Raw genomic sequence first — 10,071 nt, forward strand, 5'->3', positions numbered from 1 at the left:
CCAATTGTACTTCTCACTTGAGTAATTTTTACCTTTGCCATTTTTTTATTAGCTGTATGCAATAAGCTTTAAGTTAACCAATGCACACGATGGCAATCAGTAAACTTAAAGCTCAGAGCTATTATCCGTTGAATACTTTAGTCATTTTTACACTACGTTGGAAAGCTACTGCATGAGGAGCTCTCATTTGGCTAAGAGCATCGATAGTTGCTTTTACTACGTTGTGAGGGTTTGATGAACCTTTAGACTTTGCCAATACATTATGAATTCCGGCTGCTTCTAAAACGGCACGCATCGCACCACCAGCAATAATACCTGTACCAGGAGCTGCTGGTTTAACGAATACTAAACCACCTGAGAATTTTCCATGAATTTCATGAGGCACTGTATCGTTGATTACAGGAACAGTTACTAAGTTTTTCTTAGCATCTTCGATAGCCTTTGCAATTGCATCAGTTACCTCATTTGCTTTACCTAAGCCCTGTCCTACTACTCCTTTACCATCGCCTAAAACAACGATAGCTGAGAAGCTAAAACGACGTCCACCTTTTACTACTTTTGCTACACGATTGATGGCGACTACTCTTTCTTTGAGTTCTGCCTCGTTTACTTTTGCTTTGTTCATTGATTCAGAATTTCAAGATTAGAATTTCAAACCGCCTTCTCTGGCTCCTTCAGCCACAGCTTTGATGTTACCATGATACAAATAGCCATTACGGTCGAAAACACAGGCAAGGATTCCTTTTTCGGTCGCTTTTTCAGCTATCTTTTTACCAACTTCTTTAGAATTGTCGATTTTAACACCTTTCAAACCTAATTCGGTTGTTGAAACGGCTGCTAAAGTTTCACCTTTAGAATCGTCAATTAATTGAGCGTAGATGGCAGTATTTGAACGGAATACCGACAAACGTGGTCTCTCAGTTGTACCAGAGATTTTGTTACGGATACTCCACTTAATTTTTTGTCTTCTATCAGTTTTTACACTTGACATTGTATTTGCTATTTTGTGATTTTCAGAGCAGCAAGTATTAAACTTTTAAAACTTGTTTCTCCTACGTCTTGTGTCTAATGATTATTTCTTCTTACCAGATGTTTTACCAGCCTTACGACGAATAACTTCACCAACAAATCTAATACCTTTACCTTTGTATGGTTCAACTTTACGTAATGACTTGATTTTTGAAGCTACTAAGCCGATTAATTGCTTATCTGTACCTTCAAGAGTTACCATCGGGTTTTTACCTTTTTCCATCGCTGTTGTTACTTTCAATTCTGAAGGAACTACGAAGTAAACATTGTGCGAGAAACCTAAGCTTAAATCAAGGACGTTACCATTATTGGCAGCCTTGTAACCAACACCGACGATTTCCATTTCAGCTTTATAGCCAGTGCTAACGCCAATAACCATGTTATTGATTAATGAGCGATACAAACCGTGAAGGGCTTTGTGTCTTTTTTGTTCGGTTGGTCTTTCAACTTTCAATTCGTTATCTTCAACTGAAACAGTGATATCCGAATCAACCTTTTGTGTAAGTGTACCCTTTGGTCCTTTTACAGTAACTACATTCTGAGCATCTACTGAAATACTTACTCCACTTGGAAGGGCAACTGGTTTTTTACCAATTCTTGACATTTTATAAATAGTTTAAGGCTTCAAAACACTTTCGTTGGCACGAGTTATTAGGAGCGGTCAACAAATAATTTACTTGAGTGAAGACGATATAGTGCAAAGTTGCACATAAAGTCAATAATTGAGCATTGTATTAATATACGTAGCACAATACCTCACCACCTACTTTCAAGGCACGAGCTTCTTTATCAGTCATTACACCTTTCGATGTAGAAACGATAGCAATACCCAAACCATTTAATACACGTGGAATTTCGGTTGTACCAGCATATTTACGTAAACCTGGCTTTGAAACTCTCTTTAAATCTACGATTGCAGATTGTTTCGTAACTGGATTGTACTTCAATGCAATTTTGATTACTCCTTGAGGAGCAACTTCTTCGAATTTATAACTTTGAATAAAGCCTTTATCGTAAAGTACTTGAGTAATCGCTTTTTTGATGTTCGAAGCAGGAATTTCTACCACTCTGTGACGTGCCTTGATGGCATTTCGGATTCTGGTAAGGAAGTCTGCTATTGGATCCGTTGTAATCATTTTTGATATTTAATTTTGGATACCTAAGCCAGCGTTAAGCAGTATCGTGAGCACGACTTTCTTAACTGGGCTGCAAAATTAGAAAATGTTTTTTAGAAAAAGTAGTATTTGTGCAAGTAATTATCGAGAAGAATAAATATTCTTTATTAAGTCATAAAATAACTTTAAATATTTACATCAAAATAAGTACTTCTACAAAAATTACCAAGATGCTTTTGTAACTCCTGGGATTAATCCTTTACTTGCCATTTCACGGAAAGTAACACGATTGATACCGAATTTACGCATATATCCTCTCGGACGGCCTGTCAATTGACAACGATTGTGTAAACGTACAGGTGAAGCGTTGCGAGGTAGTTTGTCTAAGCCAATTAGGTCGCCTGCTTCTTTCAAAGCAGCACGCTTTGCAGCGTATTTAGCAACACAAGCTGCTTTTTTTCTATCTCTTGCTTTTATTGATTCTTTTGCCATTGTATGACTGAATTATAAATATCGAAATCTTAATATTATTTCTTGATGCTTGCAAAAGGCATTCCCATTGCTTTTAATAACTCGTATGCCTCAGCATCTGTTTCAGCTGATGTTACGAATGTAATATCCATACCTTGAATCTTAGAGATTTTATCAATCGAGATTTCAGGGAAGATGATTTGCTCTTTCACACCGAAGGTATAGTTTCCACGTCCGTCAAAGCCTTTATCGCTAATACCTTTGAAGTCACGTACACGTGGAAGAGCAATGGCAGTCAAACGGTCTAAGAATTCATACATCTTATCACCACGTAAAGTTACTTTTACACCGATTGGCATATTTTCACGTAGTTTAAAGTTTGATACGGCTTTCTTAGAAAGTGTAGCTACTGCTTTCTGACCAGTAATTGTAGTGATTTCTTCTAAACTACTGTCAATTAATTTCTTGTCCCCAGTTGCAGCTCCAACCCCACGGTTCACTACAATCTTTTTCAATGCTGGAACTTGCATCACTGATTTGTATCCAAACTTTTCTTTCAAAGCTGGTACAACGTCTTTTGTGTATTTTTCTCTTAAACGTGCCATTAGATTTTTTAATAGGAGGATTTCCGACCCTCATATTTATTGGTAAAAGCTTCGGCAGAAGCTAATTCCAAATGGTAATTGATTAAATAAATTTTCCAGTTTCCTTAGAAAATCTTTGTAACTTTCCTTTGTCGTTTTCTTTACGACCAGTACGTGTTGGTTTGCCAGTAGCTGGGTCAACTAACATAACGTTACTGATGTGAATAGGGGCTGCAAACTCACGGATTTCGCCTTGAGGAGATTGAGCAGAAGGTTTTACGTGCTTCTTCATGATGTTTACACCTTCAACAACTACACGTTGTTTTGATGTAATCACTTCACTGATTACGCCACGCTTTCCTTTAGCATTGCCGGCAATCACTTCAACAGTATCGCCAGTGCGAACGTGTTGTTTCTGCTGCTTATTGAATTTTCTTTCCATTACTTTGAATTTGAAAATTTGGAAATTTTAGAATTTGAAAATAGTTTGGTTTACACCACTTATCATTCAAATTAAAGAACTTCTGGAGCCAAAGAAACGATTTTCATGAATTGTTTCTCACGCAATTCGCGAGCAACAGGTCCAAAAATACGAGTGCCACGTGGCTCATCTTGATTGTTTAATAATACGACTGCGTTGTCTTCAAAACGAATGTAAGTACCATCTTTGCGACGAACTTCTTTAGTAGTTCTCACAACAACAGCCTTTGATACAGTTCCTTTCTTCATGTTTGAAGATGAAAGGGCTGATTTCACCGTTACGACAACTTTATCACCGATTGATGCATAACGTTTACGTGTGCCACCCAATACACGGATAACAAGCACTTCTTTTGCACCACTGTTGTCGGCAACACCTGCTCTTGATTCTTGCTGTAACATTGTCTTATGAATAGTTAAGACCCCTAAGTCGGATTCGACCCTGCTCAAGGGGTAATTTGGTTAATAGCTTTCTCCAGCTAAGGAGAATAAAATTGGGGCTATTATTTCGCTTTTTCTACGATTTCTACTAATCTCCAATTTTTGTTTTTGCTCAAAGGACGAGTCTCTTGAATTTTCACAGTATCACCGATACCTGCTTCATTGTTCTCGTCATGGAACATAAACTTCTTGGTTTTGAGCATAAACTTTCCGTACTTCGGATGTTTCAATTTACGAACCACAGCTACAACACCTGATTTATCCATCTTGTTGCTTACTACCGTTCCGATACGCTCTTTTCTGAGATTTCTTTCCATTGTTCAGATACTTGATATCCTGTATTTACAGGGATTGCTATAATTTATCTTGCGTTCAATTCGGTCATCAATTGAGCTATCAATCTACGAGACTGACGGATACGCATCGGATTTTCGATGGGTGTAATGGCGTGAGCAAACTGTAATTTCAAGATTCTATCTTTTTCAACAGCGATATTTTGCTCTAACTGCTCAACTGACAATGCTTTAATTTCTGACTTCTTCATTTTTTTATTTAAACTTTGTCGAGTTCTGAATTCTGAACGGTCGGCCGTAGCGGCTCTGAGTTCTGAGTTGTAAAACTCGCATTTGAACATTCAGAATTCAGCACCCAGCACTCAGAACTATTGTTATTATTCAGCTCCTTCTTGGTAGTCTCTACGTACTACAAACTTCGTTTGAACTGGAAGTTTTTGAGCTGCTAAACGAAGTGCTTCGGTTGCTAACTCTACTGGAACTCCAGTTGCCTCGAATAAAATTGTACCTGGCTTAACGCTGGCTACCCAGTATTCAGGTGCACCTTTACCTTTACCCATACGTACCTCTAAAGGCTTCTTAGTGATTGGTTTGTCTGGAAAAATACGAATCCATACTTGACCTTCACGTTTCATTGCACGGGTAACACCGATACGTGCTGCTTCAATCTGACGAGAGGTAATAAAACCTGGCTCTAAAGATTTGATAGCGAATGTTCCGAAAGCTATCTCGTGTCCACGAGTGGCAAGACCTTTTATTCTGCCTTTTTGTTGCTTACGAAATTTGGTTCTTCTTGGTTGTAACATGACGATGTTATATTTTCAGCACTGAGTGCTTAGTTTCAAGTTTTTTTATCTTATGTTTCAATGAGTACATCAAAATTTTTCGAGAAGTAAACCTGAAACTAAGTTAGGTGCTTATCTCTTATTTGGACCTGTACCTCTGTTGTTATTGTTGTTGCGATTTCCGCCACGGTTGTTACCGTTGTTGCGTCCACCACCTCTGTTGTCATCACGACCACCACCTCTGCGGTCGTCACGGCCTCCGCCTCTGCGGTCATCACGACCACCACGTCCGCCAGCTTGTGCATCTGCTCCACCTCTTTCGTTGTTCGATTGAGAAGTACCACCACCTGCTGGAGTCAAGTCACGCTTACCGTAAACTTCACCTTTGAAAATCCATACTTTGATACCGATTTTTCCGTACACAGTAAGGGCTTCAGAGATAGCGTAGTCGATGTCAGCACGAAGTGTATGCAAAGGAATACGTCCTTCTTTGTACATTTCGTTACGTGCCATCTCAGCACCTGCTAAACGACCACCTAACTTTACTTTAATACCTTGTGCACCTACACGAACCGCAGCTTGAATAGCTTGTTTCATGGCACGACGGTAAGAAATACGAGCTTCAAGTTGTTGAGCGATTGATTCACCTACTAATTTAGCGTCAAGTTCTGGACGTTTGATTTCGTAGATATTAATCTGAACATCTTTGCCCGTTAATTTTTTAAGCTCTTCCTTGATTTTATCAACCTCATTTCCACCTTTTCCGATAACAACACCTGGACGGGCCGTATGGATTGTAAGTGTAATGCGTTTTAGAGTACGCTCGATAACTACTTTCGAGATAGCACCTTTTGGAATACGAGCTGAAACGTATTTACGGATTTCTTGGTCTTCAACTAATTTCTCAGCGAAAGTTTTTCCACCATACCAGTTAGAATCCCATCCTCTGATATAACCAAGTCTTAGACCTACCGGATTTACTTTTTGTCCCATTGGTAATTTACTTTATTAAGCAATACGAGTAGTGTATCGTTTGCTATTTGATTTAATTAATTTGCACTATCAACTACAATTGTAAGGTGGTGAGAACGCTTACGAACACGGTATCCACGTCCTTGTGGAGCTGGTCTCATGCGTTTCAACATACGTCCACCATCAACGAAAATTGACTTTACGTACAATTCTGCGTCTTCGATTTTCAAGTCTTCGTTCTTTTGTTGCCAGTTAGCAACTGCCGATAATAAGACTTTTTTAACCACTGGTGCGGCGTGTTGTGGCTGAAAGCTCAAAATGCCTAAAGCCTGACTTACCTTTTTCCCTCTAATAAGGTCAATCACTAATCTTGCCTTACGAGGCGAGGTAGGGTAATCATTAAGTTTTGCTACTGCTTCCATTATTCTTGAAATGTAGAATTATGAATTTAGAATTAAGAATTAAGAGTTACGAACTATGTTTACATTGCGGTATTCACACTTCATTTTACATTCTACATTCTTCATTCTTCATTCTTCATTGTAATTATTATCTTTTACCTTTATCTTTTTTTGCTACGTGACCACGGAAGTTACGAGTTGGTGAAAACTCACCAAGTTTGTGTCCTACCATGTTATCAGTTACATAAACAGGAATAAATTTATTTCCATTATGTACTGCGAAGGTGTGTCCAATGAAATCTGGAGAAATCATTGAGCGACGTGACCACGTTTTGATAACTGACTTTTTGCCTGAGTTATTCATGTCAACAACTTTCTTGTCGAGGCGAAAATCAATGTATGGTCCTTTTTTAAGTGAACGTGCCATTTTTAATTGTTCTGAGTTCTGAGTCCTGAGTTCTGAATAAAATCAAAACTTTAAAACTGCTTAATGATTATTTACTTCTTCTTGAAATGATTAGTCTTGTTGAAGGCTTAGTCGTATCACGAGTTTTCTTACCTTTCGCTAATAAACCGTTACGTGAACGTGGATGACCACCTGACGAACGACCTTCACCACCACCCATCGGGTGATCAACTGGGTTCATTGCAACACCTCTTACTCTTGGACGAACCCCTAACCAGCGTTTACGACCAGCTTTTCCAAGCGTTACGTTCATGTGGTCTGCGTTTGATACTGTACCTACTGTAGCAACACAAGTAGCAAGTACCATTCTCATTTCACCAGATGGCATTTTTAATGTAACATATTTGCCATCTTTTGCAAGTACTTGAGCGTAAGCTCCAGCACTACGAGCCATCTGAGCACCTTTACCAGGTTGTAATTCGATGTTGTGAATGATTGTACCAAGTGGCATATTTCCTACTGGAAGTGAGTTGCCGATTTCTGGTGCAACATTTGAACCTGCAATGATAGTTTGTCCAACTTTCAATCCTTGAGGAGCAATAATATAAGCCTTCTCGCCATCAGCGTATTGTACGAGTGCAATACGTGCAGTACGATTTGGGTCATACTCGATAGTTTTTACTTCAGCCGTAACATCTACTTTGTTTCTTTTGAAGTCAATCAAACGATATCTACGTTTGTGACCACCACCAATGTAGCGTGCAGTACGGTGACCTTCGCTATTTCTACCACCAGTTTTTTTGATGGTTACCGTAAGGCTTTTCTCTGGCTTACTTGCTGTAATGTCTGAAAAATCAGGAGCAATTCTATGACGTTGGCCAGGTGTGTTTGGTTTTAATTTTTTGATACCCATTGTTACTTAATCTTTTGCAGCCAAAGGCTATACTTTAATTTAGTAAATTGTGTAATACTTGGCTACTTTTAGCACTTATTACAAATTTTCGTAGAAATCGATTAAATCACCATCTTTCAATGTTACTACTGCTTTCTTGAAAGTAGAAGTCATACCTGATGATGCTCTGCTACGAGTCATTCTCGATTTCTTTTTGCCGATTTGGCGAACAGTGTTTACGTCTGTTACAGTAACACCGTACATTTTTTCGACAGCTTTTGCGATTTCGATTTTGTTCGCATTCAACTCAACCTCAAACACAAATTTACCACTTGTAGTAAGTTTTTGTGATTTTTCGGTAACGATTGGTCTTTTGAGTACGCTCATTTTTGTATTATTTATAAGCTGCAATGCAACTATAAGTCTTAATTCAATATTGTTTCAATTTTCGACAATGCACCTTCGCTAATTAAAACTTTGTCAGCGTTAATTAAATCGTAAGTACTTACTTCATCAACACTCAAAACCTTAGTTTTAGGGATGTTACGTGCTGATAAATATACGTTGCTATCATAATCGCCTATGATGAATAGGGTTTTAGTGCCAGCTAAAGAAAGTGCGTTGAGGAATGACAAATATGATTTTGTCTTTGGAGCTTCAAAAGTGAAGTTTTCAATGATTGAAACATTGTTTTCAGAAGCTCTTGAAGAAAGTACTGACTTACGAGCCAACACTTTGATTTTTTTGTTTAATTTGAAATCGTAATCACGTGGAACTGGACCGAATACACGACCACCACCTACGAAGATTGGAGATTTGGTAGAACCGTGACGAGCACCTCCTGAACCTTTCTGACGAACGATTTTCTTAGTAGAACGAGCGATTTCTGCTCTTTGCTTTGCTTTGTGAGTTCCTTGACGTTGGTTAGCCAAATAGTGTTTTACATCTAAGTAAACAACATGTTGGTTTGGCTCAATTCCGAAAACACTGTCAGCTAATGTAGCTACGCGACCTGTGTCTTTTCCGTCTTTGCTTAATACTGGTAAATTCATTTGCTTATTACTGTATTTTTTCGATGTCGTTCAGCTTCGACCTAAACACCCCCCCGCCCCTAAAGGGGAGCCTAATTAAACCAACACTGCACTATTTAGTAAATAGCTCCCCTTTAGAGGCGGGGGGGTTGGTATTTATTATTTATGTAATGTAATGTAACCGTTTTTCGCTCCTGGGATTGAACCATTCACTACGATTAGGTTTTGCTCTGTAAGTACTTTTAATACTTTCAAGTTTTGGATTGTAGTACGAGTGTTACCCATACGACCACCCATGCGAACACCTTTGAATACACGTGATGGGAATGAACAAGCACCAATCGAACCTGGGTGACGACCTCTGTTGTGCTGACCGTGTGTTTGACCACCTACCCCAGCAAATCCATGACGCTTAACAACCCCTTGAAAACCACGACCTTTCGAGTTTCCAGTTACGTCTAAGAAATCTCCTTCTGCAAAAACATCTTCTACACGAATTGTTTCGCCAAGGCTATATTCTTTTTCGAATTCTTTGAATTCTACTAATTTACGCTTAGGTGTTGTACCTGCTTTCTTAAAATGACCTACAAGCGAGCGGCTTGTATTTTTTTCTTTCTTTTCGCCGTAACCTAATTGAATAGCTGTGTAGCCATCTTTTTCTTCAGTACGAACTTGAGTAACAACGCATGGGCCTGCTTCTATCAATGTACATGGCACTGCTTGACCTTCTGCGTTGAAGATAGTTGTCATTCCAACTTTCTTTCCAATAATTCCAGACATGGTATTTTACGCTTTATTTTGCTAATTTAACCTAAACTTTCACCGTTTCGCCAGTTCAACGTAAACTGGGGTGCAAAATTCGTGAAAATAATGCACGATTACAAGTTTAAGCCAATAATTTATTTACTTTTTTCAGAGGTTGACCACTGCCAACTTAAACTTTGCATTGCAAACCACGTGGGTAAGGACCAAAAGGTGCAGGACAATTCCTTGTTACCTTGCAATGATTCCTGTAAATGTTCAAAAGCTTTCGGAGACCGTTTCAAATGAGTGTAGTGAATAAATTCAGACGACTCAACAGGTCAATAGTCAAATTGGTTTCCCGCATGAGCTGGGACTTCATTTGACCAGAGAAGAATACTCCGTTTCTTAATGAGAGTGCAAAGGTAGA

18 protein-coding genes are annotated in these 10,071 nt (G+C 38.8%); all 18 read right to left on the bottom strand.

The window, feature by feature from the left end:
- Positions 1 to 121: 121 nt before the first annotated feature.
- The gene (rpsE, locus tag ACOVO2_RS21650) at positions 122 to 625 is read right to left on the bottom strand and encodes a 30S ribosomal protein S5 (RefSeq protein WP_188763509.1); all 504 of its coding nucleotides are present in this window, start codon (positions 623 to 625) and stop codon (positions 122 to 124) included.
- An 18-nt stretch (positions 626 to 643) separates the two neighbouring features.
- Positions 644 to 991: a 50S ribosomal protein L18 gene (gene rplR, locus ACOVO2_RS21655; protein ID WP_188763511.1), complete on the bottom strand. Its 348-nt coding sequence runs from the start codon at positions 989 to 991 to the stop codon at positions 644 to 646.
- An 81-nt stretch (positions 992 to 1,072) separates the two neighbouring features.
- Complete coding sequence (gene rplF, locus ACOVO2_RS21660; protein ID WP_188763514.1) at positions 1,073 to 1,633, bottom strand: 50S ribosomal protein L6; 561 nt, start codon at positions 1,631 to 1,633, stop codon at positions 1,073 to 1,075.
- Between the two features lie 130 nt (positions 1,634 to 1,763).
- The gene (rpsH, locus tag ACOVO2_RS21665; protein WP_188763516.1) at positions 1,764 to 2,165 is read right to left on the bottom strand and encodes a 30S ribosomal protein S8; all 402 of its coding nucleotides are present in this window, start codon (positions 2,163 to 2,165) and stop codon (positions 1,764 to 1,766) included.
- Between the two features lie 201 nt (positions 2,166 to 2,366).
- Positions 2,367 to 2,636, bottom strand: a complete 270-nt coding sequence (gene rpsN, locus ACOVO2_RS21670; RefSeq protein ID WP_238804312.1) for a 30S ribosomal protein S14 — start codon at positions 2,634 to 2,636, stop codon at positions 2,367 to 2,369.
- A gap of 35 nt (positions 2,637 to 2,671) precedes the next feature.
- Positions 2,672 to 3,220 carry a 50S ribosomal protein L5 gene (rplE, locus tag ACOVO2_RS21675; RefSeq protein ID WP_188763520.1) on the bottom strand — a complete coding sequence of 183 codons (549 nt, stop codon included), beginning with the start codon at positions 3,218 to 3,220 and terminating at the stop codon, positions 2,672 to 2,674.
- A gap of 82 nt (positions 3,221 to 3,302) precedes the next feature.
- Positions 3,303 to 3,641, bottom strand: a complete 339-nt coding sequence (rplX, locus tag ACOVO2_RS21680) for a 50S ribosomal protein L24 (protein ID WP_188763523.1) — start codon at positions 3,639 to 3,641, stop codon at positions 3,303 to 3,305.
- Positions 3,642 to 3,712: 71 nt separating this feature from the next.
- On the bottom strand, positions 3,713 to 4,081 hold the full coding sequence (rplN, locus tag ACOVO2_RS21685) for a 50S ribosomal protein L14 (RefSeq protein ID WP_015027362.1): 369 nt from the start codon (positions 4,079 to 4,081) through the stop codon (positions 3,713 to 3,715).
- Between the two features lie 101 nt (positions 4,082 to 4,182).
- Positions 4,183 to 4,437 carry a 30S ribosomal protein S17 gene (gene rpsQ / locus ACOVO2_RS21690; RefSeq protein ID WP_015027363.1) on the bottom strand — a complete coding sequence of 85 codons (255 nt, stop codon included), beginning with the start codon at positions 4,435 to 4,437 and terminating at the stop codon, positions 4,183 to 4,185.
- A gap of 44 nt (positions 4,438 to 4,481) precedes the next feature.
- Positions 4,482 to 4,664, bottom strand: a complete 183-nt coding sequence (gene rpmC / locus ACOVO2_RS21695; protein ID WP_015027364.1) for a 50S ribosomal protein L29 — start codon at positions 4,662 to 4,664, stop codon at positions 4,482 to 4,484.
- Positions 4,665 to 4,790: 126 nt separating this feature from the next.
- Positions 4,791 to 5,219, bottom strand: coding sequence for a 50S ribosomal protein L16 (gene rplP / locus ACOVO2_RS21700; protein ID WP_188763525.1), 429 nt, complete (start codon positions 5,217 to 5,219; stop codon positions 4,791 to 4,793).
- Positions 5,220 to 5,330: 111 nt separating this feature from the next.
- The gene (gene rpsC, locus ACOVO2_RS21705) at positions 5,331 to 6,191 is read right to left on the bottom strand and encodes a 30S ribosomal protein S3 (RefSeq protein ID WP_188763527.1); all 861 of its coding nucleotides are present in this window, start codon (positions 6,189 to 6,191) and stop codon (positions 5,331 to 5,333) included.
- 56 nt (positions 6,192 to 6,247) lie between these two features.
- The gene (gene rplV, locus ACOVO2_RS21710) at positions 6,248 to 6,592 is read right to left on the bottom strand and encodes a 50S ribosomal protein L22 (protein WP_188763529.1); all 345 of its coding nucleotides are present in this window, start codon (positions 6,590 to 6,592) and stop codon (positions 6,248 to 6,250) included.
- A 127-nt stretch (positions 6,593 to 6,719) separates the two neighbouring features.
- Positions 6,720 to 6,998 carry a 30S ribosomal protein S19 gene (gene rpsS, locus ACOVO2_RS21715; protein ID WP_188763531.1) on the bottom strand — a complete coding sequence of 93 codons (279 nt, stop codon included), beginning with the start codon at positions 6,996 to 6,998 and terminating at the stop codon, positions 6,720 to 6,722.
- Between the two features lie 67 nt (positions 6,999 to 7,065).
- Entirely contained in the window at positions 7,066 to 7,890 is an 825-nt protein-coding gene (rplB, locus tag ACOVO2_RS21720) for a 50S ribosomal protein L2 (RefSeq protein ID WP_188763533.1), read from the bottom strand.
- 78 nt (positions 7,891 to 7,968) lie between these two features.
- On the bottom strand, positions 7,969 to 8,256 hold the full coding sequence (gene rplW, locus ACOVO2_RS21725; RefSeq protein ID WP_188763536.1) for a 50S ribosomal protein L23: 288 nt from the start codon (positions 8,254 to 8,256) through the stop codon (positions 7,969 to 7,971).
- Positions 8,257 to 8,294: 38 nt separating this feature from the next.
- Positions 8,295 to 8,921, bottom strand: a complete 627-nt coding sequence (gene rplD, locus ACOVO2_RS21730) for a 50S ribosomal protein L4 (RefSeq protein WP_188763538.1) — start codon at positions 8,919 to 8,921, stop codon at positions 8,295 to 8,297.
- Positions 8,922 to 9,059: 138 nt separating this feature from the next.
- Positions 9,060 to 9,680 carry a 50S ribosomal protein L3 gene (gene rplC / locus ACOVO2_RS21735; protein WP_188763540.1) on the bottom strand — a complete coding sequence of 207 codons (621 nt, stop codon included), beginning with the start codon at positions 9,678 to 9,680 and terminating at the stop codon, positions 9,060 to 9,062.
- Positions 9,681 to 10,071 lie beyond the last annotated feature (391 nt).

The organism is Emticicia sp. (assembly GCF_049241225.1).
In the GTDB taxonomy this organism is placed as follows: domain Bacteria; phylum Bacteroidota; class Bacteroidia; order Cytophagales; family Spirosomataceae; genus Emticicia.

Bases quoted from the DNA above. Each gene is read 5' to 3' on its own strand.
- rpsE (WP_188763509.1), bottom strand. From the start codon at position 625: ATGAACAAAGCAAAAGTAAACGAGGCAGAACTCAAAGAAAGAGTAGTC.
- rplR (WP_188763511.1), bottom strand. From the start codon at position 991: ATGTCAAGTGTAAAAACTGATAGAAGACAAAAAATTAAGTGGAGTATC.
- rplF (WP_188763514.1), bottom strand. From the start codon at position 1,633: ATGTCAAGAATTGGTAAAAAACCAGTTGCCCTTCCAAGTGGAGTAAGT.
- rpsH (WP_188763516.1), bottom strand. From the start codon at position 2,165: ATGATTACAACGGATCCAATAGCAGACTTCCTTACCAGAATCCGAAAT.
- rpsN (WP_238804312.1), bottom strand. From the start codon at position 2,636: ATGGCAAAAGAATCAATAAAAGCAAGAGATAGAAAAAAAGCAGCTTGT.
- rplE (WP_188763520.1), bottom strand. From the start codon at position 3,220: ATGGCACGTTTAAGAGAAAAATACACAAAAGACGTTGTACCAGCTTTG.
- rplX (WP_188763523.1), bottom strand. From the start codon at position 3,641: ATGGAAAGAAAATTCAATAAGCAGCAGAAACAACACGTTCGCACTGGC.
- rplN (WP_015027362.1), bottom strand. From the start codon at position 4,081: ATGTTACAGCAAGAATCAAGAGCAGGTGTTGCCGACAACAGTGGTGCA.
- rpsQ (WP_015027363.1), bottom strand. From the start codon at position 4,437: ATGGAAAGAAATCTCAGAAAAGAGCGTATCGGAACGGTAGTAAGCAAC.
- rpmC (WP_015027364.1), bottom strand. From the start codon at position 4,664: ATGAAGAAGTCAGAAATTAAAGCATTGTCAGTTGAGCAGTTAGAGCAA.
- rplP (WP_188763525.1), bottom strand. From the start codon at position 5,219: ATGTTACAACCAAGAAGAACCAAATTTCGTAAGCAACAAAAAGGCAGA.
- rpsC (WP_188763527.1), bottom strand. From the start codon at position 6,191: ATGGGACAAAAAGTAAATCCGGTAGGTCTAAGACTTGGTTATATCAGA.
- rplV (WP_188763529.1), bottom strand. From the start codon at position 6,592: ATGGAAGCAGTAGCAAAACTTAATGATTACCCTACCTCGCCTCGTAAG.
- rpsS (WP_188763531.1), bottom strand. From the start codon at position 6,998: ATGGCACGTTCACTTAAAAAAGGACCATACATTGATTTTCGCCTCGAC.
- rplB (WP_188763533.1), bottom strand. From the start codon at position 7,890: ATGGGTATCAAAAAATTAAAACCAAACACACCTGGCCAACGTCATAGA.
- rplW (WP_188763536.1), bottom strand. From the start codon at position 8,256: ATGAGCGTACTCAAAAGACCAATCGTTACCGAAAAATCACAAAAACTT.
- rplD (WP_188763538.1), bottom strand. From the start codon at position 8,921: ATGAATTTACCAGTATTAAGCAAAGACGGAAAAGACACAGGTCGCGTA.
- rplC (WP_188763540.1), bottom strand. From the start codon at position 9,680: ATGTCTGGAATTATTGGAAAGAAAGTTGGAATGACAACTATCTTCAAC.